The organism is Pararhizobium sp. LjRoot255, from assembly GCF_964252905.1.
Classification (GTDB): domain Bacteria; phylum Pseudomonadota; class Alphaproteobacteria; order Rhizobiales; family Rhizobiaceae; genus Pararhizobium.
Genome location: NZ_CAXUPQ020000001.1, coordinates 3,256,185 through 3,280,991 on the forward strand (window position 1 = coordinate 3,256,185; position 24,807 = coordinate 3,280,991).

General features: G+C 61.0%; 26 protein-coding genes. 6 read left to right on the plus strand and 20 right to left on the minus strand.

The features are described from left to right. Positions 1-24 precede the first annotated feature (24 nt). The 8 genes from ACSQ2W_RS15630 to ACSQ2W_RS15665 all read right to left on the minus strand — a co-directional run bounded on the left by ACSQ2W_RS15630 (position 25) and on the right by ACSQ2W_RS15665 (position 8,977). Complete coding sequence (locus tag ACSQ2W_RS15630) at positions 25-1,029, minus strand: GlxA family transcriptional regulator (RefSeq protein WP_436080959.1); 1,005 nt, start codon at positions 1,027-1,029, stop codon at positions 25-27. 456 nt (positions 1,030-1,485) lie between these two features. Further along, the gene (locus ACSQ2W_RS15635; RefSeq protein WP_436087074.1) at positions 1,486-1,701 is read right to left on the minus strand and encodes a hypothetical protein; all 216 of its coding nucleotides are present in this window, start codon (positions 1,699-1,701) and stop codon (positions 1,486-1,488) included. A 376-nt stretch (positions 1,702-2,077) separates the two neighbouring features. Beyond that, complete coding sequence (locus tag ACSQ2W_RS15640) at positions 2,078-3,583, minus strand: tripartite tricarboxylate transporter permease (protein ID WP_436087075.1); 1,506 nt, start codon at positions 3,581-3,583, stop codon at positions 2,078-2,080. Between the two features lie 9 nt (positions 3,584-3,592). After that, complete coding sequence (locus ACSQ2W_RS15645; protein ID WP_436087076.1) at positions 3,593-4,054, minus strand: tripartite tricarboxylate transporter TctB family protein; 462 nt, start codon at positions 4,052-4,054, stop codon at positions 3,593-3,595. 146 nt (positions 4,055-4,200) lie between these two features. Continuing rightward, complete coding sequence (locus ACSQ2W_RS15650) at positions 4,201-5,184, minus strand: tripartite tricarboxylate transporter substrate-binding protein (RefSeq protein WP_436087077.1); 984 nt, start codon at positions 5,182-5,184, stop codon at positions 4,201-4,203. 203 nt (positions 5,185-5,387) lie between these two features. After that, positions 5,388-6,743: a sigma-54-dependent transcriptional regulator gene (locus ACSQ2W_RS15655; RefSeq protein ID WP_436087078.1), complete on the minus strand. Its 1,356-nt coding sequence runs from the start codon at positions 6,741-6,743 to the stop codon at positions 5,388-5,390. Then, positions 6,740-8,566, minus strand: a complete 1,827-nt coding sequence (locus ACSQ2W_RS15660; RefSeq protein ID WP_436087079.1) for a sensor histidine kinase — start codon at positions 8,564-8,566, stop codon at positions 6,740-6,742. The genes ACSQ2W_RS15655 and ACSQ2W_RS15660 overlap by 4 nt, the downstream gene beginning before the upstream one ends. Positions 8,567-8,731: 165 nt before the next feature. Beyond that, positions 8,732-8,977 carry a hypothetical protein gene (locus ACSQ2W_RS15665; RefSeq protein WP_436087080.1) on the minus strand — a complete coding sequence of 82 codons (246 nt, stop codon included), beginning with the start codon at positions 8,975-8,977 and terminating at the stop codon, positions 8,732-8,734. Between the two features lie 123 nt (positions 8,978-9,100). Here ACSQ2W_RS15665 and ACSQ2W_RS15670 point away from each other — a divergent pair, with 123 nt between their 5' ends. Further along, positions 9,101-9,985: a LysR substrate-binding domain-containing protein gene (locus ACSQ2W_RS15670; RefSeq protein WP_436087081.1), complete on the plus strand. Its 885-nt coding sequence runs from the start codon at positions 9,101-9,103 to the stop codon at positions 9,983-9,985. 79 nt (positions 9,986-10,064) lie between these two features. On the opposite strand, the gene ACSQ2W_RS15675 is transcribed toward ACSQ2W_RS15670, so the two are convergent. Then, positions 10,065-10,724 (minus strand): TetR/AcrR family transcriptional regulator, encoded by a 660-nt coding sequence (locus ACSQ2W_RS15675; RefSeq protein ID WP_436087082.1) that lies wholly within the window; start codon positions 10,722-10,724, stop codon positions 10,065-10,067. 96 nt (positions 10,725-10,820) lie between these two features. Here ACSQ2W_RS15675 and ACSQ2W_RS15680 point away from each other — a divergent pair, with 96 nt between their 5' ends. Further along, the gene (locus ACSQ2W_RS15680; protein ID WP_436087083.1) at positions 10,821-11,273 is read left to right on the plus strand and encodes a hypothetical protein; all 453 of its coding nucleotides are present in this window, start codon (positions 10,821-10,823) and stop codon (positions 11,271-11,273) included. Between the two features lie 31 nt (positions 11,274-11,304). Here ACSQ2W_RS15680 and ACSQ2W_RS15685 read toward each other — a convergent pair whose 3' ends face one another. The 10 genes from ACSQ2W_RS15685 to ACSQ2W_RS15730 form a co-directional block, all read right to left on the minus strand. Further along, on the minus strand, positions 11,305-12,408 hold the full coding sequence (locus ACSQ2W_RS15685) for a DNA topoisomerase IB (protein ID WP_436087084.1): 1,104 nt from the start codon (positions 12,406-12,408) through the stop codon (positions 11,305-11,307). Positions 12,409-12,465: 57 nt separating this feature from the next. Continuing rightward, positions 12,466-14,469, minus strand: a complete 2,004-nt coding sequence (locus ACSQ2W_RS15690) for an ASKHA domain-containing protein (protein ID WP_436087805.1) — start codon at positions 14,467-14,469, stop codon at positions 12,466-12,468. A gap of 55 nt (positions 14,470-14,524) precedes the next feature. Beyond that, positions 14,525-14,851, minus strand: a complete 327-nt coding sequence (locus tag ACSQ2W_RS15695) for a hypothetical protein (protein WP_436087085.1) — start codon at positions 14,849-14,851, stop codon at positions 14,525-14,527. Between the two features lie 22 nt (positions 14,852-14,873). Continuing rightward, positions 14,874-15,839, minus strand: a complete 966-nt coding sequence (locus ACSQ2W_RS15700) for a methyltetrahydrofolate cobalamin methyltransferase (RefSeq protein ID WP_436087086.1) — start codon at positions 15,837-15,839, stop codon at positions 14,874-14,876. 100 nt (positions 15,840-15,939) lie between these two features. Further along, complete coding sequence (locus ACSQ2W_RS15705) at positions 15,940-17,034, minus strand: methylenetetrahydrofolate reductase (protein WP_436087087.1); 1,095 nt, start codon at positions 17,032-17,034, stop codon at positions 15,940-15,942. A gap of 3 nt (positions 17,035-17,037) precedes the next feature. Further along, positions 17,038-17,613 carry a methylenetetrahydrofolate reductase C-terminal domain-containing protein gene (locus tag ACSQ2W_RS15710; RefSeq protein ID WP_436087088.1) on the minus strand — a complete coding sequence of 192 codons (576 nt, stop codon included), beginning with the start codon at positions 17,611-17,613 and terminating at the stop codon, positions 17,038-17,040. Then, positions 17,606-17,908 carry a virulence factor gene (locus tag ACSQ2W_RS15715; protein ID WP_436087089.1) on the minus strand — a complete coding sequence of 101 codons (303 nt, stop codon included), beginning with the start codon at positions 17,906-17,908 and terminating at the stop codon, positions 17,606-17,608. Before ACSQ2W_RS15715 ends, ACSQ2W_RS15710 begins: the two co-directional genes overlap by 8 nt. Positions 17,909-18,021: 113 nt before the next feature. Beyond that, on the minus strand, positions 18,022-18,798 hold the full coding sequence (locus ACSQ2W_RS15720; protein WP_436087090.1) for a formyl transferase: 777 nt from the start codon (positions 18,796-18,798) through the stop codon (positions 18,022-18,024). An 11-nt stretch (positions 18,799-18,809) separates the two neighbouring features. Next, a complete protein-coding gene (locus ACSQ2W_RS15725; protein ID WP_113003969.1) occupies positions 18,810-19,451 on the minus strand; it encodes an exopolysaccharide biosynthesis protein in 642 nt (213 codons plus the stop codon). Positions 19,452-19,580: 129 nt separating this feature from the next. Then, a complete protein-coding gene (locus ACSQ2W_RS15730; RefSeq protein WP_436087091.1) occupies positions 19,581-20,201 on the minus strand; it encodes a DUF1638 domain-containing protein in 621 nt (206 codons plus the stop codon). 34 nt (positions 20,202-20,235) lie between these two features. Between ACSQ2W_RS15730 and ACSQ2W_RS15735 the strand changes: the two genes are divergently transcribed. Next, positions 20,236-20,394: an entericidin gene (locus tag ACSQ2W_RS15735; RefSeq protein ID WP_436087092.1), complete on the plus strand. Its 159-nt coding sequence runs from the start codon at positions 20,236-20,238 to the stop codon at positions 20,392-20,394. Positions 20,395-20,472: 78 nt separating this feature from the next. Here the strand turns inward: ACSQ2W_RS15735 and ACSQ2W_RS15740 are convergent, their stop codons facing one another. Then, on the minus strand, positions 20,473-21,171 hold the full coding sequence (locus ACSQ2W_RS15740; RefSeq protein WP_113003972.1) for a cobalamin B12-binding domain-containing protein: 699 nt from the start codon (positions 21,169-21,171) through the stop codon (positions 20,473-20,475). A gap of 389 nt (positions 21,172-21,560) precedes the next feature. On the opposite strand from ACSQ2W_RS15740, the gene ACSQ2W_RS15745 reads away from it, so the two are divergent. From ACSQ2W_RS15745 to ACSQ2W_RS15755, 3 genes are all read left to right on the plus strand, one after another. Next, positions 21,561-23,135, plus strand: coding sequence for a trimethylamine methyltransferase family protein (locus ACSQ2W_RS15745; RefSeq protein WP_436087093.1), 1,575 nt, complete (start codon positions 21,561-21,563; stop codon positions 23,133-23,135). A gap of 107 nt (positions 23,136-23,242) precedes the next feature. Next, the gene (locus ACSQ2W_RS15750; protein ID WP_436087094.1) at positions 23,243-23,947 is read left to right on the plus strand and encodes a ferredoxin; all 705 of its coding nucleotides are present in this window, start codon (positions 23,243-23,245) and stop codon (positions 23,945-23,947) included. A 65-nt stretch (positions 23,948-24,012) separates the two neighbouring features. After that, complete coding sequence (locus ACSQ2W_RS15755) at positions 24,013-24,765, plus strand: phosphodiester glycosidase family protein (RefSeq protein WP_436087095.1); 753 nt, start codon at positions 24,013-24,015, stop codon at positions 24,763-24,765. Positions 24,766-24,807: the final 42 nt, after the last annotated feature.

Sequence of the window (24,807 nt, forward strand, 5' to 3'; positions counted from 1 at the left end):
GGTCCGAAGATCGAACCGTGTGTTTTATCGCGCTGCCTGCAGCGTGAGTTTGCGCTCGGCGCGCTCTTGCTGAGGGGAACGGTTGTAGAGCTCGCGATAACACTTCGAGAAGTGCGAGGCGGAAACGAAACCGCAGGCGACGGCCACCTCGACCACCGGCATGGCCGATTGCACCAGCAGGTGGCGGGCGCGATCGAGCCGGATTTCCAGGTAGTAGCGGGCCGGGGAGCGCCCCATTTCCTGCCGGAACAGCCGCTCGATCTGGCGCCGCGACAGACCGGCGCCGTCGGCGATTTCGAGAAGCGAAAGCGGCTCGGAGAGATTGCCTTCCATCAGTTCGATGATCGACAGAACCTTGGCGTTCTGGACGCCGAGGCGGGCACGCAGCGGCAGGCGCTGGCGGTCGTGCGGGCCGCGCACCCGGTCGGTCAGCGCCTGTTCGCAGACGCGGTTGACGAGGTTCTCGCCGAAATCCTGGTCGATCAGGTTCAGCATCATGTCGAGCGACGCGGTGCCGCCGGCGCAGGTGTAGATGTTGCTGTCGATTTCATAGAGGTCGGCATAGACATCGACCTGCGGGAAGCTCTCAGCAAAGCCGGGCAGGTTTTCCCAGTGGATCGCACAGCGCTTGCCCGTCAGCAGACCCGCTGACGCCAGCACATGCGCGCCAGTACAGAGGCTGCCGACCGAGACGCCGCGATTGTAGACTTCGCGCAGCCAGGCATTGACCGACTTGTTGTTGAAGTCCTCCACATAGATGCCGGAACAGACGAGAACCATCGAGGGCCGGTTCTCGCCGCCGAGGAACTTGCGTTCGTCGGCAAGCGAGGTGTTGACCTCAAGCCCGATACCGCTCGACGACAGGACCTGGGTGCCGTCGGTGGAGGCGAGCCGCCAGGTATAGGCCTCATAGCCCAGCATGCGATTGGCGATCCGAAGTGTTTCGATTGCCGCGGAAAACGGCAACATGGAAAAGTTCGGTACCAGGAAGAAGACGAGCGAACGTTTTTTGGTCAATGGCTTGTTCATTGAAAGGGTTCCATGCGCCGCAGATGTCGCATTTGTCACGCGGAAAAGCGGCATCTGGCTTTTCTGAAAACGACATTGGCATGGACGCGAGCGACTGCAAAGAAATAAATGTTTGCGACATCGAACAATCTGCTGCGAAAATCGGCATGAGTCCTAAAAAGCGCCCAGTTTTTTCACTCTGAACGACAAAAATGTCGCATTCCAATCTTGTATCTACAGGCGCATGGAATGCCACCAACGCGCATTGTGATGTTCTGTTTGCAATTTGCGACATACGTTGCTGCGGCGAACCTGTCGGAAACAGACTATGCCGAACGGCGGCGCCAGTGCCTCGAGATTGCTAGCCGGAAAATGGAAAGGGCATTTCGCCATCATGGTCGAAATGCCCTTTTCAAGCGTCATTCACATTTGTTCGACACGGAGGACCATCCTCGGCCGCTACGGGTGTCCGATCCGTCATTTGGCCGGCGTATCCTTGTGGGCCATGCCTTCCGCCATGTCGATGGACGGAAAGCCGATGTCCTTGAGCGTATCATAGGAAAGGCTTTCGAGAGCCCGCTCCGCGCGGTGACGCTGCCAGGATGCGACGGCGCGAGCGCGCAGGCCCGCGAGGCCAGACACAAAGGACGAATGCCTTGGATCGGGTGTATGTTCTAGACTGAAGAATGCCATGTTGTGGTTTCCTTTTGATTGGGAGGCTTCAAAAGGTCGCGACCATGAAAGAGTAATGCCGCACGGCCATTCATCATTCAAGCGAATATAATTGATCTCATGCATCAAATATCATGATGCTTCGTGAGGGTTGAAACATCTTTGTCAGGTCCTCGAAAGCAGAGGAACAGCTTGGCTCTCCAGCCGTTTTCCTTAGAATTTTTTGGCTGTTTTTAAGGCTGAGCCGGAGGCAGGGTGCTCCACATCGTTTGAGCATCCTGGTTGAAATTCGCAGTTAAGGCTCGGAAGACCGGCCTTTGTTTTTGGACAAACCGCGATGTTGAACGCATGACCGGTATGCCCGGCAAGCCGGTCATGCGTGTCGGCGACGGGTAGATCAATCCTCTTCCTGGAAAACCGCTTCGCGTTTGGCTTTGACGGCCGGCAGGAACACGACGACCAGGACTGCGAGCGCAATCAACAGCAGGAAGGCGCTGATCGGCCGTGTGACGAACGTCATCGGATCGCCGCGCGACAGGATCATCGCCCGCCGCAGGTTTTCCTCCAAAAGCGGCCCGAGAACGAAGCCGAGCAGCAGCGGCGCCGGCTCGCAGCGCAGCTTGACCAACAGGTAGCCTGCGATGCCGAAGAAGGCCACGGCATAGAGGTCGTAGACGTTGGAATTGACGCTGTAGACCCCGATCGAGCAGAAGGCCATGATGATCGGGAAAAGCACGTAGTAGGGGATGGTGAGCAGCTTCACCCAAAGCCCGATCAGCGGCAGGTTGAGCACGACCAGCATCAGGTTGCCGATCCACATCGAGGCGATGATGCCCCAGAACAGCGCCGGCTGCTCGATAGCCACATTCGGGCCGGGCACGATCCCTTGAATGATCATCGCGCCGACCATCAGAGCCATGACCGGATTGGCCGGGATACCGAGGGTCAGAAGCGGAATGAACGATGTCTGCGCACCGGCATTGTTGGCCGACTCCGGTCCGGCGACGCCGGCGACCGCACCGCGGCCGAATTCCTCCGGCGTATTGGAAAGCCGCTTCTCGACGGTATAGGAGGCAAAGGCTGCAAGAATGGCGCCACCGCCCGGCAGGATGCCAAGCGCCGAACCGATAACGGTACCGCGTAAGACCGGTGCGAACATCTGCCTGAAATCGTCGCGCGTCGGCAAAAGGCCGCTGACCTTGGCCATCAGCACCGTGCGGGTCTTCTCGCCCTCCAGATTGCGCAGGATTTCGGCGACGCCGAAGACGCCGACAGCGACCGCGACGAAGTTCAATCCGTCGGCATATTCGCGGATGCCGAGGGTAAAGCGAGGCGTGCCAGTGTAAATATCCGTACCGACGAGGCCGAGCAGCAAGCCGAGCGCCACCATGGCCAGCGCCTTGACGATGGAGCCATGCGCGAGCGCGATCGACGAGACGAGGCCAACGACCATCAACGAGAAATATTCGGCGGCCCCGAATTGCAGTGCGATGCCGGTGAGCGGAATGGCAAAGATCGCCACCAGAAAAGTCGAGACGGTCCCGGCGAAGAATGAGCCGAGGGCGGCGATCGACAGTGCCGCGCCGGCCCGGCCCTTGCGGGCCATCTGGTAGCCGTCGATGGCGGTGACGGCGGAGGAGGATTCGCCCGGCATGTTGATCAGGATCGCCGTGGTCGAGCCGCCATATTGGGCGCCGTAGTAGATGCCGGCAAGCATGATCAGCGAGGAGACGGGCTCCAACTGGAAAGTGATCGGCAAAAGCATGGCGATCGTCGCGGTGGCACCGATGCCGGGCAAAACGCCGATCAACGTACCGAGCAGCACGCCGATCAGGCAGAACAGGAGGTTTTCGGGCGAACCTGCGGTGGAGAAGCCGAGTGCGAGATTACTGAAAAGGTCCATGATAATGTCCTAGAATCTGACCCAGGGGCCGAAACGCACGAAGGGCAGGCCGAGCGCGTAACTGAACACGCCGACCGAAAAGAACGTCAGCGCGATCGAGAGCACGATTGCGGTCAGCGGCTTCATGCGGTGAGAGGCGAAGCAGGCGATCAGCGTGGTGAAGAACAATGAGGGCACGAAGCCGAGGCCGCGCACCGTCAGCCCGAAAAAGATCGGCGCGGGCAGGATGAACAGCATGCCGCGCCAAGCGATTGGGCCGAATGGTTCCCCGTGCACACGCGCCGCCTGGATCAGGATGACGAAACCAAGAAGAGTCAGGATAACGGCGAGGATCAGCGGAAAATAGCCAGGCCCCATTCTCAGCCCCGTGCCGAGCTCAAGACCGAGGCATTGATAGACGAAGAAGCCGCCGGTGGCGATAAAGAGCGCGCCGCACAGCGCATTGGTCGTGTCGAGTGATAGGGATTTCATAGTTGCCTCCGTGAAATCGGCCCAGTCGTCAACGTTCATCATCTCTTGAAAGGACAGCGAAGGGAAGAGAGGTAAACGGGCGCCTTCCCCCTCGAGAGGCGGAAGGCGCAAGACGTGTCAGGCCCTTGCCATGACGGGAACAAGGATCAGTCGGCGTACTGGCCAGCTGATTCGATGACCGGCTTCCAGCGGGCGATCTCGCCTTCGAGCTTGGCCTTCAGGGCGGCCGGCGTTGCGTCGGCTTCGGAGGACGGGACCGTGCCGAGCTCGGCGAAGCGCGCGACGACGTTCGGATCCTTCAGCGCCACCTGCAGCGCCTTCGACAGGCGTTCGACCGCTTCCGCCGGCGTGCCCTTCGGCGCATAGACGCCATGCCAGATGCCGACCTGGAATTCCGGCAGGCCGCTTTCGGCCGCTGTCGGGACGTCCGGCAGGATGGGCAGGCGCGCCGCCGAGGTGACGGCATAGGCCTTGATCGTACCGCCGAGGATCTGCTTGGTCGTGTTGGTGCTCTGGTCGCACATGATATCGACCTGGCCGCCGAGCAGATCGGTCATCGCCGGGCCGGTGCCCTTGTAGGGGACGGTAACGAGCGGCGTTTCAATGGCGCTCATGAACATCATGCCGCAGAGATGCGAGGCGGCACCGATGCCGGCATTGGCGACGGTCACCTTGTCCTTGTTGGCCTTGACGTAATCGATCAGGCCCTTGAGATCGGTCGGCTCGAAATCCTTGCGCGCGACGATGGTCATCGGCACCTCGGTGACGAGGCCGACATATTCGAAGGCGTTCAGCGTGTCATAGGCGAGCTTGCGATAAAGCGTGGCGCTGGTCGCCATGCCGATATGGTGCAGGAGCACGGTGTAGCCGTCCGGATCGGACTGTGCCACCCGGCCGGCACCGAGCGTTCCGCCGGCGCCGCCGACGTTTTCGACGATGATCTGCTGGCCGAGATCCTTCGACATGGATTCAGCGACGAGACGGGCGACCGTATCTGTCGGTCCGCCGGCCGAGAAGGGGACGACCATGGTGATCGTGCGCTCGGGATAGGTCTGGGCATTTGCAGAAACGGAAATGAGCGAAGCGGCAGCAAGAGCCGTCATGCCAAGCATGGCTTTGAAGATTTTCATCGAAGTCCTCCCGGATGAATATGTGACCAGCTGGCGCAGCTCCTCCCGCGCCGATTCTGGATGCGTCATTTGCGACCGATATCGAAAAGGGATCAACGGTTTCACCGAGGCATTCGTTCCTTTTTCTCAATGCGTGCGGTGCATCATGGGTGAGATCGGAAACAATTGCCGTTTTGAATGGGTGGATTTCCACCCAATTCCGCTCAAACGACGTAATCATCATCCGTAATCGTCATCTTCTTGTCGAGGCCGTACCGCTGCATTTTCTCGTAGAGCGTCTTTCGCGAAATACCGAGTTGCTCGTAAACGGGTCGTAAACTGCCGCCATGGGCAGCCAGCGCGCTTGCGATAATGCCCCGCTCGTAGGCTGCCACCTTGTCTGCCAACCGCTGCCGCTCCGCCGGGGCGGGCGTCTCCTCCGGTTTTGGATCGAGGCCGAGCACAAGCCGGTCGGCAGCGTTGCGCAATTCGCGAACATTGCCCGGCCAGGTTCGCTCGGCGATCTCGGACACCAGTTCGGGCGGCACATCGATATCGTTGCGCATATAGCGGGCTGCCGCCTCTCGGACGAGCTGGAGAAAGAGGAGCGGGATGTCGGCCTTGCGCTGCGTGAGCGACGGCACGTGCAGCGTCGCGACGTTCAGCCGGTAGAGTAGGTCGGCGCGAAAGCGACCGGCGGCAACCTCCGCCTCGAGATCGACCTTGCTGGTGGCGATGAAGCGAACGTCGAGCGGCACCGGCTCGTTCGATCCGAGGCGGGTGATAACCCGTTCCTGCAGAACACGTAGAAACTTTGCCTGCAGATCGAAGGGCATGGAGCCGATCTCGTCGAGCAGGATAGTGCCGCCGCGGCCGTGCTCAAACTTGCCGTAGCGGGGGCGAAGCGCGCCGGGAAAGGCGCCGGCTTCATGGCCGAAGAGTTCACTTTCGATCAGGTTTTCCGGAAGTGCTGCGCAGTTGATGGCGATCAGCGGCCGGTCGGCGCGGGCGCTGATATCGTGCAGCGCCCGCGCGACCACTTCCTTGCCGACCCCGGTTTCGCCGATGATCAGCGTATCGGCGTCGGTTGCGCCGATGGCACGCAGCCGGTAGCGCAGATCAACCATCGCCTGGGTCCGTCCAGGAAGCCTCGCCTCGATGTCATCGCGCTTGCCGGCAACGGCCCGTAGCCGGCGGTTTTCCAGAACAAGGCTGCGGCGGTCCATGGCGCGACGGGCGATGGCGGCCAGATGCTGCGCGGCGAACGGCTTTTCGATGAAATCATAGACGCCTTCGCGCATCGCCTTGACGGCCAGCTGCACATCGCCATGGCCGGTGACCAGGATCACCGGGATTTCGGCATCCACTTCGCGGATGCGCTGCAAAAGGGTCATGCCGTCCATGCCGTGCATGCGAATATCGCTGACCACCACACCGGAAAAACTATAGCCGATCAGTTCCAACACATTCTCGGCGCTGGAAAACGTATCGACGTCAAGCCCGAACAGACCCAGCGCCTGCGCGGTGGAATGGCGCATTTCCTCTTCGTCGTCGACCAGAAGGACGCGGGTTTCACTCATTCGGCGGCCTCCTGTGCCACCGTGGCGGCCTCCAGTTCGATGCGAAACAGGGCGCCACCCTCGGTATGGTTCGAAACGGACAGGCTGCCGCCGAAATCCTTGATGATGTTGTAAGAGATGGAGAGGCCAAGGCCGAGCCCCTTGCCGACGCCCTTGGTGGTGAAGAAGGGGTCGAAGATGCGCTCGGCGATCGCGGCCGCCACGCCCGGGCCGTGGTCCCTGATTGTCAGGATGACCTTACCGTCGAGATGCTCAGCGGAAGCGTGAATGCGCCGGTCAGCGAGGCCTTCGACCGCGTCCGCCGCATTTGTGATGATGTTGACGAGAACCTGCTGCAGCCGAACGGAGCCCGCCTTGACCATCGGTGTATCGGCCAGATCGATCTGTAGATCGGCATCGGCTGTTTTCAAGCGCGCGGCGACGATTTCCAACGTGTCGGCCATGACGGCATCCAATGCCACCGGCCCGAGTTTCTCGTTCGGCTTACGGGCGAAATTGCGCAAGTGGCGGCTGATCGAGGCCATGCGGTCGATCAGGCCGGAAATGCGCCGGACATTGTCGCGGGCTTCGTCCACCCGCTCGAGGTCGATCAGCATTGCGGCGCTGTCGGCGTAGGTCTTGGCCGCAGCCAGCGGCTGATTGAGTTCATGGCTCAGTGCTGCCGACATCTGGCCCAGTCCGGCGAGCTTGCCTGCCTGGATGAGATCGGCTTGCGTCTTGCGCAGTTCCTGCTCGGTCAGCCGCCGCTCGGCAATCTCCTCCTCGATGCGCCGGTTGACGAGGGCGAGATCGGCAGTGCGCTCTTCGACCCGGTGCTCCAACTCGTTGCGCGCTTCAAGTTGCATGCGCATGCGCTCCTCCAGCCGGGCTCGCCGCTGCAGGAAAATCGCAAGCGCAAGGCCTGCGAGGCAGAGGAACAGCACGATGGCGACGATGGTGGTGCGCGCCTGGGCGCGCGCGGAGGCCGTGTCCATCAGGACGTTCACCGTCCAGTCAGCTTCCGGCATATATTGCGACAGCACCAGATATTCCCGCCCGCCGGGGTCGTTCGCGGTCATCAGCTGGTGGCCTTCCAGGCTGCTGCGCTTTATCGGAAGGTGTTTGAGCTCAGCCTCGGCATAGCGCCGCGACGCCTGCGTCCTTTGCAGGCGTTCGGCGTTCAGAGGCAGGATGCTGGAATAGAGCCATTCCGGGCTGCCGGTCATGAAGATGATGCCTTCGGGGTCGGAGACGAAGATCTTGTATTCGCCGCCGCGCCAGGAGGTCTCGATGGAATCGATATCGACCTTGAAGACGATGACGCCGCTGATTCGGCCGTCGACGTTTATCGGCGAGGCGAAGTAATAGCCGCGTTTCAGGGAGGTCGTTCCGAGCGCGTAAAACCGCGACTGGCCTCCCTTGGCTGCTTCCTGGAAATAAGGCCGGTAGCTGAAATTCTGGCCGACGAAGCTTGTCGGCTGCTCGTAGTTGCTGGCGGCAATGGTGCTGCCATCCATCGTCATGACGTAGATGTCGGAGGATTCGAGCAACGTGTTGATCTCTCTCAGGTAGAGGTTCGCCGCCTCTCGCAGGGAGTTGTCGTTCGGATGCGCAACCAGGTCCTTGATGCCGTCATGATCGGCGATCAGCGCCGGCAGCGGTTCGTAGCGGCTGAGATGTCCGCTCAATGCCGAGACCGCCAGACGCAAGGCCGAGCCAGCCTGAAGCGATGCTTCATTCATATAGCTTTGTGTCGCCAGCGCTCCGCCCTGGAAAATCACGGCGTAGAGAAGGGCGGGAATCAGGCAAATCGCCAGGACAAGGCGGTATCTAACGGACTGCAAGGCTCCTCCCTCATTCCTCCCGGCGGCCTTGGCGCAGCCGAGAGAAAGAGTTTAGAGGTCAATGCCACCGTTTCCAAGAGCCGTCGTGATGGGGCTCCGCTTGTGCGTCATCGGGTTCGATCTTGGCGAGCCCGATGAGAAGTGCGTGCTGTTCACCGCTTTTGATTAGGACCAGTCACGCTCGATAACTGCGCCGTCGGCCAATCCGAGATCCTGCCGCAGGCTGGGTGGCAAAGTGGCGATCTCGCGCTCAGCGGCTCTGCGCGTTTCTTCGATCTTGCGAGCGTGGTGCCTCTCGCTGACCTGACGAATAAGGGGCGCAAACATTTGGCGCATTGCGAATGTAAAACTGCCGGCGCGCAGGCTGACGGCATTCTTCCGGCTTGTCGTCGTGTCGTGTTGCAGGGACATGGGAAGCTCCTTTCATCACGTCTTCGATGTTTGCAACTTGACTATCGCCCTCCAATGAGGTTCAATCAAACGAAATGAAGTAATGGTATCATTCAGAAAATCTGATCCGAGAGGTTTCGACCCATGAACATGATGCTGCGGCATGTCCTTCCGCTTCTCGAATTGGACATCCTGAAAACCTTCGTCGCCATTGCCGAAACCGGGAACTTCACCACGGCTGCCGAGACCGTCTACCGGACGCCGTCGGCCGTCTCGATGCAGATCAAGAAACTCGAGGAAATGCTTGGCTGCGTTCTGTTTTTGCGCGACGCCCGGTCCGTATCGCTGACCCCGAAGGGCGAGGTGCTGCTCGGCTTTGCGCGGCGCATGCTGGCGCTCAACAACGAGACGGTCTCGCGCTTCTTGCTGCCGGACATGAACGGCGTCGTGAGGGTCGGCGCGCCCGAAGATATCGGCGAGCGTATCCTGCCGGAAGTACTCAAGCGCTTTGCCGAATCCTATCCGAACGTCACCGTCGACGTGACCATCGGCAACAGCAGCGCCCTACGCAAGCGTGTCGATGAACACCGAATGGATGTCGCCCTCTTCAACAGTATGGCCGGTGAAAATACCGGCGGCGGGGAAATCCTCGTGTCCGAGAAGCTGGTCTGGGCCGGAACGAAATGCGGTACCGCGCATACGCGCGATCCGTTGCCGATCTCCATGTGGGAGGACGGTTGCGTCTGGCGTGCCGATGCGGTGGAGCAGCTCTCCAGAGCCGGTCGCAAGTTCCGTGTCGCCTTCCTGAGCGCCCACACGACCGGACAGCGCGCCGCCATCCAGGCGGATCTGGCGATTGCGCCGCTGCCGCGTTATCTGGTCCAGGGCGATCTGGTCGCGCTCGGCGACGCGGAGGGCCTGCCGGAATTGGGCCACTACAATATCGGCCTGCAGGTGATCGACAACGCCTCGGCCCCGGTTCTGGCCGTTGCGGAACACGTCCGGACCGCCTTCGTCGGTCTGCAATAGTTCAGACAAGGGCGGCGCTCGCTGGATCTCATGCGTACAGGCTTGTCCACACGCGTTGAGAGGGCCTTTTGGGCGCTCCCTAACGCGCTATGTCCGACGAGACGGTCATCTGGCTCATGAAAAGACTGAGAGCCCTTTGTGCTGCACGGGATGGCGGATCGGATGGATGCCACTCCGGGAAATGACCATCTATCGCCATACGTGCCAAACCGTATACGAGCGCGCGGGCAGCAAGCACCAGATGATCAAAGTCGATGTTGCGGGCAAGCTTGCCGTGTTGCTGCGCTTGGGCAAGGAGATCGACCATGCTCCGGCGAATGGCTTCGTTCTGATTGCGAAGGCTGTCCGATGCCTCGAAATCGATTAGGGTGCGGGAACTGATAATCTGGAAATGTGTGGGATTGGCGATCGCCCATTGCAAATAGCCGTGTCCGATTGCCTCGAAGGCCGCGAGCGGATCCGCGCTATCGACGGTTGACCGGGCCTTCCCGACAGCCTCTGTCAACCGATCCATCGCCTGTTCAGCGACTGCAGTCAACAGTGCTGTTTTCGACCGAAAGTGCCGGAACGGGGCGCCTGGCGAAACGCCGGCCCGTTTTGCTGCCTCACGTACAGACACATGCTCGACGCCACGTTCCTGGATGATCTCCACGGTTGCGGTGATGAGCGCCTCGACCAAATTGCCGTGGTGGTAACGCTTGGAATGGTCGGGAACATTGCTGCTTGAACTCTTGGCCATGTGGGAGCGATATCACAATATCGTTATGTAATCACCGTTTATTTTCTTGCGACGGTCCATTATGTAATCGTCGATTACATACCAACGGAGGTTCCCATGTTTCGTTCAGTCGCACTTACCAGCTTTGCCCTCATCGCAGCGTCATTCGTGCCGGTCCAGGCTCAGGATCGGCCCACGCTCGAAATCGTCTGGCCCAACAAGGGCTCCGTCATTGAGCTCGCAGGTGATCCGGAGAAGGCCATAGGGGTCGTCGTAAGGAGCAACTTCACATTGCTTCCCGCGGGGCAGTGCGGCGAAAACAGACAATGCGGTCATGTGCATATGAAGATCGATCCCGATGGCGACACCTGCAATATTCCCGGGAAGCCGTACAACAGCATGAACAGCGATTTCGGCGGTAGTCTCATCATGGCTCGCTTTGGCCATTGCCCGAACGCCGCGGGCACGCACGTCATTGGGATACTCCTCGCCGACGACCATCATCGCCCCGTTCTCGTGGACGGAAAACCGGTTACCGTTTTGGTGACCGTGATAACGAAGGAGAGGTGATCAGACGCTGTGCGAGAACGGACGGCGGCGGCTACGCCGTTGGACTCGATCGTTGCCCGGCGTCGCCCTTCTTCAGCCAGCGCTGCACCCTGATCTCGTCGTCGTCCATCCAGCGCGTCAGCGTTTCGCTCCTGCTCGGCCGCATCTGCAGGAGGCCGCCGAGTTCACCACTCTCGAAATCCTCGAAAACCTGCGGATGAATATAGGATGACCGGCAGACTGCGCGGGTATTGACCAAACGTGCGGCGATGGCATCGACAACATCGTTGACCTGCTGCTTTCGCTGCCGCTGGCTGGGACCGCGCTCGACGGCCGCCAATGCCGTCGCTGCCATACGGGTCGCTCCCCACGTGCGGAATTGGCGTGAGGAGAAATCGGCGCCGCAGGCCTCACGGATATAGGCATTGACGTCTTGCGAGCGGATCGGACGGCGATTGCCATCTTCGTCGAGATACTGAAACAACAGTTGGCCCGGCAATTCCTGCAGCATGCGGATCGCCTTGGTGATCCGCCGGTCGCGGTAGCTGAGGCGCCATTCCTTGCCGGACTTGCCCGTGAAATTGAAATGAACGCTGTAGCCCTCAGTCTTCACATGACGGTTGCGCAGTGTCGTCAGTCCGTAGGAACCGTTTTCTTCGGCGTAACTGGTGTTGCCGACGCGGATATAAAGATTGTCCATGAGCCAGACGACCGTCGCCAGGGCCTTGTCCATGCCCGGTTTTCTGGGGCGCAGGTCGGTATCGACCTTTTCGCGGATGTTCGGCAACCTGGCGGCGAAGTCCGGTAACAGGGCGAATTTGGCCTTGTCGCGCTCGGCCGACCAATCGGGATGATAGCGATATTGCTTGCGACCCTTGGCGTCACGTCCGGTTGCCTGCAGATGCGAGTTCGGATCGGGAGAGATCAGCACATCGGTATAGGCGGGCGGGATGGCAAGGGCTGCGATCCGGTCAAGTTCCGCCCGGTCCGTAATCCGCCGACCGGCGGCATCGTAGTACAGGAATGCGTGTTTGCCCGGTCTGCGGGTTATGCCGCCGTCGAGATCGGCGCGATAGACGAGCTCCGTCGATCGCGGTGCTACCGCATCGGTTTCTTGCGCGTTTGGTTTTCCGGTGTGAGAGGGTGTCTGGTCCACAGTGACGCAAAAACGCCGCCGTGATCATTTGGTTCCAGTCGTGAACCTGGTCCTGCGTTATTCGCGGCTGCGACGCCGACGTCGGCCGCCACCTTCGCCGCCGCCATCGTCGGCAAGCAGCTTGCGCTCCGGCAGTGTGACCACCTGAGCCAGTTTCGGGAAGGTGTCGACCTTGTTCGGAAGAGCCATCGCGTACACGAAATGCTCCTGAAATTTCGATTCAAGCGCCGTCTCTATCTTCTCGATTTTCTTGATGGTTTCCTCGATCTCGCGGCGATGGCCGCGGTTGAGCAGCGCCATCAACGCGCCGGTACCGGCGGCGTTGCCGACGGCCTTGACCTCGGAGAGCTCGCAGTCGGGAATGAGGCCGAGAACCATCGCATATTTCGGATCGATGAAGGAGCCGAACGCGCCGGCGAAGCGGATCGTATCGACATGGTCGATATCGAGCTTTTCCATCAAGAGCTTGATGCCAGCATAAAGCGCAGCCTTGGCGAGCTGGATGGCGCGCACGTCGTTCTGCGTCACCGTGATGCGCTGGTCGCCCTCATGGAGCAGATAGGAGAACGTGCGGCCGTTCTGGATGATGCGCGGGCTTTTTTCCGCCATCGCGCCATCGACCACGCCGTCCTCCGAAATGATCCCCGAGAGATACATCTCGGCGACGACTTCGATGATCGCCGAGCCGCAGATACCGGTGACGCCGACTGCCGCCGATGCCTCGGCAAAACCATCCTCGTCGGACCATTTGTCGACGCCGATGACACGGAATTTCGGCTCCAGCGTTTGCGGATCGATGCGCACGCGCTCGATCGCTCCCGGTGCCGCGCGCTGGCCAGACGATATCTCGGCACCTTCGAAGGCAGGGCCGGTGGGCGAGGAGGCGGCGACGACACGCTGACGATTGCCGAGCACGATTTCGGCGTTGGTGCCGACATCGACCAGAAGCATCATCCGGTCCTGCCGATATGGACCTTCAGCAAGCGTCGCCCCGGCGGCGTCGGCGCCAACATGGCCGGCGATGCAGGGCAGCATATAGAGGCGGGCGCCGCGGTTGACGTCGATATCGATCTCATGCGCCCAATATTGCAGAGCCCCTGAAACGGCGAGCGCAAACGGCGCCTGGCCAAGCTCCGTCGGGTCGATGCCGAGGAAGAGATGGTGCATGATCGGGTTGCCGACGAAGACCATGTCGAGAATGTCGTGCCGGTCGACTTCGCCCTCTTCGCAGACCTTGCCGATCAGCGAATTGACGGCGCCGCGCACGGCCTTGGTCATCGCCTCGCGGCCGTCCGGGTTCATCATCACATAGGAGACGCGGCTCATCAGGTCTTCGCCGAAGCGGATCTGCGGGTTCGAGGTGCCGGACGAGGCGACGATACGGCCGGAGAGCAGCGACACCAGATGCATGGCGATCGTCGTCGAGCCGATATCGCAGGCAATGCCATAGGCTTCGTTCTTCAGGCCGGGCCAGAGGCCGACGATGAAGGGGCGCGAGGAATCCATGTCGCGGTGGATGGCGGCCGTGACGCCCCAATTGCCCTTGCGGAGAATCCCTTGAATCTGCGGAATCAGATGCGGCGCGATGAGAAGGTCTTTCCAGCCCCAGTCCTTTTCCAGCATCACCTTCAGGCGATCGAGATCGCCGAGCGGCTTGTGCATGTCGGGCTCGTCCACCTCTACATAGCAGAGCTGGACGGCGGCATTGCGCTCGATCACCCGGTCGGTCGCAGCCTTGCGCACCACCTGCGCATTGATGACGGTGTCCTGCGGCACGTCAATGACGAGATCGCCGAGGACCTGCGAGGAGCAGGAGAGGCGGCGACCATCCGGCAGGCCGCGAATGCTCTCGTAGCGCTCTTCCTTTGGTCCCTTGACGGAAATGTTTTCGAGCGAGGAGACGATCTTGTGCTTGGCGAAATTGCCTTCCTGAACCGACACCTGGCAGCGCCCGCAGGTGGCGCGACCGCCGCAGACGCTTTCGACGTAGACCCCTAAAGAACGTGCCGCATCGAGGATCGGCGTGCCGATGGGAAAACGGCCGCGTTTGCCGGACGGCATGAAAAGGACGAGGGGATCGCTTTTGTTTTCCTGGGCCGACACGGTCAATTCATTCCTATTTGCTGAGGCGCAGCACGTTGGCGCGGACCCGCTCGCCATATGGTTTCAGCGCCGCCACTGCAACGCGGTCGGAAGCGCCGGCCAGGCCGGCGCTCGTTCCCATCGCAAAGCCCGCGGCCGCGTCAATGCCTTCCTTCACGAGCGCCACATTCACGGCAGAGACGCTTTCCATCGCGGCCGCCAGTTTCTCGGTCACCATTCGGCCCATCTCGCTCGAACCGCCGAACACGCCGGAGAAAGCAAAATCCTGCATGCGGCTGGACATTACGAGGGGTGCCTGAAACCACAGGACGGCGAATTCTTCGATGAGGTCGGCTTTCACGGGCTTATCTCTTTCCGGGCGGTCATTCCGCCCTTGCGTTTCCGCCGGCGCGCCCGGCGCGACCGCCACGGCGGCCGCCGCCGGCACCTGCCGGGGATGCTGCGGCGGCAACAGCGCCACCTTCAGCCGGCTTGTGATCACGATAGGTCATGATCCAGTTGCCGCAGTTCGGATCGGTGCCGTTCAGGACGTTGGCCGCGCGAACGGCTTCCATTTCCTGCGGACGGCAGGGGTTCATGATCGCCGACGTCATGCCCGCACCGATAACCATCGGGATGAAGCCGGCATTGATGCCATGACGATGCGGCAGGCCGAACGAGATATTCGACAGGCCGCAGGTGGTGTTGACCTTCAATTCGTTGCGCAGGCGGTGCAGCAGCGCGAAGACTTGGCGGCCAGCATCGCCGAGAGCGCCGATCGGCATAACGAGCGGATCGACCACGATGTCGTGCGGCTTGATACCATAGTCCATGGCCCGTTCGACAATTTTCTTCGCAACTGCGAAACGAACGTCCGGATCCATGGAAATACCGGTCTCGTCATTCGAGATCGCAACGACCGGAACATCGTATTTCTTGACGAGCGGCAGAATGGCTTCGAGCTTTTCCTCTTCGCCGGTGACGGAGTTGACCAGCGGCCGGCCCTTGGCGACACGCAGGCCGGCTTCGATCGCGGCGGTTACCGAGCTGTCGATCGACAGCGGCACGTCGACGAGCCCCTGCACGATTTCCAGCGTCTTGACGAGCAGGCCCGGTTCGGTCTCGTTAGGATTGACGGAAGTGACGCCGGCATTGACGTCGAGCATGGTGGCGCCCGCTGCCACCTGTTCCAGCGCATCCCTGATGACGGTCTCGAAATTGCCCATGATCATCTCGGCTGCCAGCTTCTTGCGGCCGGTCGGGTTGATGCGTTCACCAATGACGCAGAAGGGCTGGTCGAAGCCGATGATGATTTCGCGGGTGGCGGAGGCAACGATGGTGCGGGTCATACTGGTCCTCTGGGTCGGTGGGCGCGTCTTCTAGTACAGCGCCGTAATGGATTGCGATAGGCGCGGATGTCGCGACGCCTTGAGTTGTTCACTGGCATTGTCAATGCGGATGATGTGCGGCGATGTCGGCCATCTCTTCCTGATTTTCCGTCTTGCCGTCCTTCAGTTGCTCCAGCCGCTGGGCGACCATGCTGTCGCCCGGATTTTCCTCGCGCTTCCACGGCGTGCGGCCCTTCAGCACGCCCGACTCATGGACGATCTCGGCGACATATTCCTCCTGCCGGTAGGCCATGACATGCACTCCGGAGACGCCCTTGATCTCCTTCACCTCGTTGATGATGTCGATGCAGAGCTGCTTGCCTTCCTTCTTCTGGTCCTGTGCGCCTTCCAGCCGCTTGATGACCGCGTCGGGAATGTGGATGCCCGGCACGTTGTTGCGGATCCAGTTGGCGGTCTTGGCTGACGCCATCGGGCCGACGCCGACGAGGATGAAGCATTTTTCGTCAAGCCCGAGGTCGCGGACCTTCTTCATGTATTCCCTGAACATCGGAACATCGAAGCAATACTGGCTCTGGACGAACTGCGCGCCGGCCTCGATCTTCTTGGCGAGGCGGTAGGGGCGGAAGTCGTAGGGCGGTGCGAAAGGGTTGATGGCAGCGCCGAGGAAAACCTGCGGCGGCGAAGTCAGCTTTCGGCCCGACAGGAATTTCGCATTGTCGCGCATGATGCGCACGGTTTCGAGCAGCGACATGCAGTCGAGGTCAAACACCGGCTTCGCGCCCGGCTGGTCGCCGGCCTGCACGCCGTCGCCCGTCAGGCACATGATGTTGGCGACGCCCATGGCGGCTGCCCCCAGCACGTCACCCTGAATGGCGATGCGGTTCTTGTCGCGGCAGGCGATCTGCATGATTGGCGCGTAACCCATGCGGGTCAAAAGCGCGCAGATGCCGACGGACGACATATGGCAATTGGCGCCCGACGCATCGACCGCATTGATGCCGTCGACCCAGCCTTCGAAGATCGCTGCGCGTTCGTAGACGTCCTCCGGATTGGCGCTGTCGGGCGGGTTGAGTTCCGCCGTGACGGCGAATTCGCCGCGGCGCAGGACGCGCTCGAGACGGCCCCGCGAAGAATGTCCGGGCAGGGGATCGAGCGGCAGGTGGCGGCCGAGCGGATTTTCGTCGATATGGGCCATGCATCAAGCGTCCTTGTTTGCCGCAGCTTCGCGGGCTTCGGCGGCCTGCGCCGTCACCCGCAGCCAGGAGGAGGTTTCCCTCAGCGACTGGTTGACGGGCTTCTGCACGTTCATGATTGCATCGCCCCTCACCATGTTGCGCGAGCCTTCCCAGGCCTTCACCCAGACGCAGGGCATATCCGGCTCGACTTCGCAGTTGCCATTGGCGCGCACGCCACCGCAGGGGCCGTTGCGCAGCTGTTTCGGGCAGTTCATCGGGCAGGACATGCCGGTCGACGACAAAACGCACTGGCCGCACATGCGACAGTCGAACAGCAGGCCCTTGACGTTGCGCTCGACGAAGGTGATCGGTGTTTCCACGCGGTCATAGCCGAGCGCCTTCCACAGAGGATGGAGAAGCAGGAACATGTCGGCGAAACGGCTGTAGAACCATTCGAGGAAACGCGAATGGCGCACCGCCCAAAGGCGGATCGTGTAGCTGCGGCGGGCGCGGCGATTGGGCGAGACGCCGGAGGGCGTATAGGCGCCGGTCGCGGCCTTCTTGGCGGGAGCGGCATTGCCGGGTTTTGGATCAGCCATTGTCTTTGCCACCGGATTTGACGAGGGCGACGAGACGCTGCTTGTCGTAGGCTGCCTCGAGCTCTGCGGCGGCCTTGTCGGCCTCCGCCTCCAGATCGTCGGATACAGGGACCGGGTCGGCCTTGCGCCATTCCGCGAGATAATCGCCGCTGTCGGCAGCACCGGTGCGCATCGCGCACATGTCGATCGCCTCAGTGAAACGCAGGGTCAGTTCCCGCTTGGCGCTCTTGCGGCCCTGCTTGATGATGACCTGTGCGGGAATGTCACGCCAGTAAACGATAATGCGATCTGCCATATGCCCGAAATCTCCTCTTGGCCGACAATGCGCATCTATGCGCCTCATGGCTCACCTTGGCACGACGCGCGCCATGCTCAAAAGCGACCCCGTTGTCCATGCTGAGGATATAACTACCAGATGCCGCGCGTGAAGCCGTTCCAGAGCCACGTCCAGATCGGCGGATGATACCATTGGCGGGAAGATCCGTTTGCTGGCAAGGGTTTGAGGGTGCCAGAAAGGGCGTCTTCGACAGCACGGATCGTGATGGCGGTTGAGGCTGCCGTCTGAAGCAACGGGTAGGTGTGCAGCGTGTCGCTTTTCGACGGTTTCATGCGCGACTGATAGAGAACGTCGCCGGTATCGACGCCTGCATCAACCAGATGCACGGTCGCACCGAAATTCTCCTCGTCGTCCTCGACTCGCGCCCAGTATCCACCCATCAGGCCGCGATATTGCGGGTTGATGCCGGCATGGAAATTGATAACCGGGCAGGGCATGGCCGCCAGAGTCGAAACCGAGAGCATGCGGCAGCTGACGAGGAATACGACCGCGGGACCGATTCGCCGGATGTGCTCGATCGCCGCCGTGCTGTTGATCGATTCGATCTCGGTGATCGGGACCGTTGGATCGACCGCGTCGCTGACGCCATAGTCGCGCACGATGTCTTCGGCGCGTTGCTCGGCAAACCGTTTTCCAAACTTCGACACCACCATCGTCGCGAACTGACCGGCAGCGGTCGTCCAGCCGAGTTTGCGGGCGCGGCGCTTCAGGAAGAGCGTCTTTGATTCCGGCTGTTCGATGAGAACCGTGACGTTGGCAAAACGGGCATTGAGCGCATTGATCAGGACCTGCGGGTTTCGCCCGCCCGCTGTCACGACCACGATCGGTTTGTTTGTTGCCGTTTCCATTGCCGCAATTTTCAGACGATGAAGGTAAGAACCGCACCGGCGGCGGCAATGACGGCGCCGGCCACCACCAGCGACGCGACGCCAATCAGGGCGCCGGCAACGAGCCCGAGGCCATCCCGCTCCATGTGGGCGAAGCCGATGACGGCCAGCGCGAAGGCGGGAAGCCAGTTGCCGAAGGGAATGGGCAGGAAGATCACGATCGCGAGGATCAGGGCCAGCAGGCCGATCATGCGCTCGGCCAGCCTGCCGCCGAGAAACCAGCCGCGCGGCTTGATCAGCGTCTCGGCGCGTTGCAGCCAGGGCGAGATCCGGTTGACGAAGACGAAGAAGGTAGCATTTTCAAAAGCGTAGTCACCCATGCGCTTCGGCAGCCAGATGCGGGTGTGCCGCGATACCAGCATCTGCCAGGCGACGAAAATCAGCGGCAGGCCAAGAATGAAGGTCGCACCAGGCGGCAGCGGGATGAGGTTGGGAAGGGCAAAAACGACGAGAAATGCGCCGAACGATCGATCTTCCATGGCGACCGCAAGATCACGCAGCGTAACTTTCGGCCCGGCGGTGAGCGAGAGATTGCGCAGAAGCTGGGAAAGTTGTTGCGGGTGGCTATGTGCGCCAGTCCTCGGCAGTGCCACCGTCGCGAAAGTGTCCGTCATCCCCGTCCCCCTTTTGTTGTTTTGTTCGGGGAGTGTGGCGGGCAGCCGTTACGATGAACTTAAATCAAATGCGATCATCGCCGCAAAATTCAGCGCAGGGCTAACAGATGGTTTCCGCACCGAGAAACGTCAGGCGTGAAGCAGCGCCTGCGTCAGGTCGCCATAACCGGTAAAGCGGTACTCATAGGTGAGGCCGAGCGTCTCTGCCGCAGCTCTTGCCTTTTGCTGCAGCTTTTCATCCTCGACCTGCGACAGGTAGACGAGCTTCTTGTAGTGTCCGAAATACATGTCGCGCAGCTCCGGATGGCGGTCCAGCCCAAGGGGCTCGATGACGAAGGCTTCGAACTGGCGTGCCAGGAAATCGGTGAGGAAAAAAGAGGTGAAATCGTCATCCCAGCGAGCCTCGAAGGCTGCATTACCGGCGAAGAAGGAAAAACAGTGCGGTCCGGCAATGCGCTCGACCTTTTCCTCTTCGCAGAGCCTGTCCAGCAGGCCTCCCGTGCCGCAATCGGCATAGGCGATGAAGATGCGGCCGAACCCTTCGGCGCGCGCCTTGTGGATAGCGGCCTTGATGCCGGGCGTGATCTTTTCGGGGGTGTTGTGCCAGATCGCCGGCAAGCATATGAGGTCGATGTGGTCGAGCCCGTTTGCTTCGCACACCGCGAGGATTTCGCGGGCAATTGCGCCACAACCGATGACGTGAACTTTTTCCGCTTTCGCGCGTTGCATAGCCGAAGATGATTCTGCCATCTTGCCCACCTGTTCAGTTCAAGGAACCCAAGCCATGACAGCAAAGACAATCGCCACCATCGGCCTCGTGCTCTTCTCGATCGCCACGCTCACTTCATGCGGCAACACGATTCGCGGCATGGGCCGGGATACTGCGAACGTGGTGGATGCAACCCAAGACGCCGGCCGTTCGGTCGAGCGCTCTGCCAATTAAGGCTTGGCCCAGTATATAAGAAAACCGGCCGCGCTTTTCATCATCGCGGCCGGTTTTGCATGGTCAAATTTGTCTTAATCACGCGCCGGACAGCTGGTTGTGCTTGCGCTTCATGAAGTCCTTCGCCGTTTCGACAGCGACCGCGGCATCGCGGCAATACGCGTCGGCGCCGACGGCCTTGCCGAATTCCTCGTTGAGCGGCGCACCGCCGACGAGAACGACGTAATCGTCGCGCATGCCCTTTTCCTTCATCGTGTCGATCACGACCTTCATATAGGGCATGGTGGTGGTCAGAAGCGCCGACATGCCGAGAATGTCCGGCTTTTCGCGCTCGATGGCGTCGAGGTAGTTTTCGACGGGGTTGTTGATGCCGAGGTCGACGACGTCGAAACCGGCGCCTTCCATCATCATGCCGACGAGGTTCTTGCCAATGTCGTGGATGTCGCCCTTGACGGTGCCAATGACGACCTTGCCCTGCTTCGGTGCGCCGGTGGCGGCAAGCAGCGGGCGGAGAATGAACATACCGGCCTTCATCGCGTTGGCGGATAGGAGAACTTCGGGAACGAACAGAATGCCGTCGCGGAAGTCGATGCCGACGATGCGCATGCCTTCGACGAGAGCCTGGGTCAGGATGTCGTAGGGCGCCCAGCCGCGCTTCAGAAGGATGTTGGTGCCATCCTCGATCTCTTCCTTCAACCCGTCATAGAGGTCGTCATGCATCTGCTGCACGAGTTCGTCGTCGGAGAGATCCTCGAGAATGATTTCGTCGTCTGCCATGATAGGTTTCCTCGGTTCCTGGCGCTGCCGGCTCACCCCCGGACGCACGCACTATACTTAGCTTTGTTGGTTCCAAAAGCTCTTTTCGAATGCGACGTCGCAAGCGATGAAAAACGACGGCACTCGGATGATCCGTCCTCGCCGCCATCTGTACCTAACAAAAACAAGGTTTTATATGACAGCTCGGCAGCGATTCTGCCAGATATTGACTCTTTTGTTCATGAGGATAGGCGAAAATGCGGCACGCCCTGTCTTCGGGCGGGGAGCTCTGTTAAGGCCCGTGTCCGAGTTGCGCCACTTGTTGGCGCATAGAGAACCGTTCCGGTGCCGAGGCTTGGTAGCATAGGCTCGACAAGTGCGCAGGATTAGGCGCGGGAAGAGGATATCAAATGACCGAAGTTACGGAACAGACGGAAGAAAGTGGTGGCGGCCGGCGTACGCGCGGCGAGGGCCGGGGTGCCGCGGCAAGGCGCGCCTCGCGCACCGGCGGCGGCGCGGGTCCGTCGCTTCCCTATATCACCCGCAAGATCCGCGAATACGAGGTCCTTGATGAGGAAGGCCTGCAACTGATCGAGCGCAATGCCGATACGGTGCTCGAAGAAATCGGCATCGAATTCCGTGAAGACGCCGAAGCCTTGGCGCTGTGGAAGGAAGCCGGCGCCGACGTCAAGGGCGAGCGGGTGCATTTCCCGAAGGGCCTGTGCCGCGAACTCCTTAAGTCCGCGCCGCCGGTCTTCACCTGGCACGCGCGCAACCCCGAGCGCAGCGTGCAGATCGGTGGCAAGGCCACCGTATTCGCGCCGGTCTACGGCCCTCCCTTCGTGCGCGATCTCGAAGGCGTCCGGCGCTATGCGACGATCGAAGACTTCCGCAATTTCGTGAAGCTCGCCTATATGGCGCCGTCCATGCATTCCTCGGGCGGCACGGTCTGCGAACCGGTCGATATTCCGGTCAACAAGCGCCATCTCGACATGGTCTACAGCCATATCAAATATTCCGACAAGCCGTTCATGGGCTCGGTAACGGCGCCCGAGCGCGCCGAGGACACGATCGCGATGGCCAAGCTCGTTTTCGGCGATGATTTCGTCGAGAACAATTGTGTCACGCTGAACCTGATCAACGCCAACTCGCCAATGGTCTTCGACGAGACCATGGTCGGCGCCTTGAAGGTCTATGCGCGTCACAACCAGGCAACGGTGATCTCGCCGTTCATCCTTTCGGGCGCCATGAGCCCGGTGACGGTCACCGGCACGCTGACGCAGATCCTCGCCGAGGTGCTGGCGGGGGCCTCGTTCACGCAGCTGATCCGCAAGGGCGCGCCGGTGCTGTTCGGCACGTTCGCGGCTTCGATTTCGATGCAGTCCGGTGCGCCAACCTTCGGTACGCCGGAGCCGTCGCTGGTCTCCTACGGTGCGGCCCAGCTTGCGCGACGCCTGGGTCTGCCGTTCCGCACCGGCGGGTCGCTTTGCGGCTCCAAGGTTCCGGATGCGCAGGCGGCGCATGAGTCGGCCAATACGCTCAACATGACGCTGCTTGCCGGCACCAACTTCTCGCTGCATGCCGCCGGCTGGCTCGAAGGCGGTCTGGTATCGTCCTACGAGAAGTTCATGATCGACCAGGACCAACTCGGCATGATGCAGAAGATGGCCGAAGGTGTCGATCTCTCCGAAAACGCGCAGGCGCTCGATGCCATCCGCGAAGTCGGCCCCGGTAGCCACTATCTCGGCTGCGCCCATACGCAGGCCAACTTCCAGACGGCGTTCTATCGCTCGGCACTGGCCGACAACAATTCCTTCGAGCAGTGGGAAATAGAGGGCGAGAAGCGGATCGAACAGCGCGCCAATGCGTTGGCCCGAAGCTGGCTGGAACACTACGAGGCGCCGTATCTCGATCCGGCGATTGACGACGCGCTCAAGGACTTTATCGCCCGCAAGAAGGACTCCATGCCGGACGCCTTCACCTGAAGCGAGCCCGAGAACGCCAGGGAGCAAGGCGGCGCGGCACAGGTGGCTGACCTCATCCAGAAGGAGGTCTGGCGTCCGCACTACGACAGGCGGGGGCCGAAGCCGAAATGAGCGGCCCACTGACATCATCGGACGATGTTTTGGAGAAACTCCGTGCGGTCCTTGAACCGCACGGATTTTTTTTGCGCGGGGTCGTCAATTTTGCCGAAGGGGACGAGGCGCCAGTCCTCAAAGACGGACAGGTGGCTTCAAGTATCGTCCTGCTCGGGAATATCGGCAGTTCCATCTGGCCGGCGTTCGAACGCTGGGGCGACGTGCCTGGGAACAAGGACGCGCAGAACCCGCTCGACACCTGGTCGAAAGCCGTGATCGGGCCGGTCGCGCTCGACTTCGGCGCAACCGCCTATTTCCCGTCCGATCCGCCGTGGCAGCCTTTCCAGCAATGGGCGACGCGCGCCGAGGATCTACGGCCGTCGCCTCTCGGCATTCTCATTCATCCGGAATACGGCCTGTGGCACGGCTATCGCGGTGCGCTCGGCTTTGGTCGTGCTCTTGCCGCCGCGCCGCCAGCGCGCCATACGCATCCCTGCGACACTTGTTCCGGCAAGCCCTGCCTTTCAGGTTGTCCCGTGGATGCTGTCTTGACGTCGGGTTTTCAGATTGCGCCTTGCCGCACGCACCTGAAAACGGCGGAAGGCAAGACCAACTGCATGATCGCCGGGTGCCTTGCCCGAAACCTCTGTCCTGTCGGAACGGAGTATCGCTATCAGCCGGAACAGCTGCGTTTTCATATGGCTGCGCTCAATTTGTAGTATTTCAAACTTCATTTTGCGTTTGTCCCTTGGCAGGGTCGGATGCGGCATGAAAAGGTAGTTGAATGCTCCGCTTGCGTATCGGGTTGGCCGTGATTGTTTTCGCTTCTTCCGCTGACGACGCTGCTGCCGCCTGCCGTAAGGTGATGCATCTGACCCAAACGTATGCGGTATGCAGCTTCGACCCCGCGGCGAGCGATATCCGCGTCTACCATCGTGGCCGCGACGGCCTGCCCTATGCCGGTTTTGAAAACATTGCCCGCGACCTGCGGCAGGAGGGGCAATACCTCGAATTCGCGATGAACGGCGGCATGTACGAGTCGGACCTGACGTCTGTCGGCCTGCTGGTTATCAACGGCGTCGAGCGCAAACCGATCGATCGCGACAAAGGCTGGGGCAATTTCTATCTGAAACCGAACGGCGTATTCTTCCTGCGTGGTGACCGGGCAGGGGTGATGGAAACCGAGGCCTATGTCGCGGCGGAGATAAAACCGGATTTCGCGACGCAATCCGGGCCGATGCTCGTCATCGAGGGGACGCTGCACCCGGCCTTCCTGCCGCGAAGCGACAGCCTGCAGGTTCGCAACGGCGTCGGGGTCGCCCGTGACGGAAAAGCGGTTTTCGCCGTTTCGCTGGAACCGGTGCGCTTTCATGATTTCGCGACGCTGTTTCGCGATCAGCTTGATTGCGCCAACGCGCTTTTTCTTGACGGATCGATCTCCAGCTTGTTCGCGCCCACTCTGAACCGCTACGACAATACCCATCCGATGGGGCCGATCATCGCCGTGACGAAAAAAGAACCCGGCGCGCAAAAATAATTTGCGCGTCGCCCCAAAGGATCGGGCCACGCGGAACGTCTC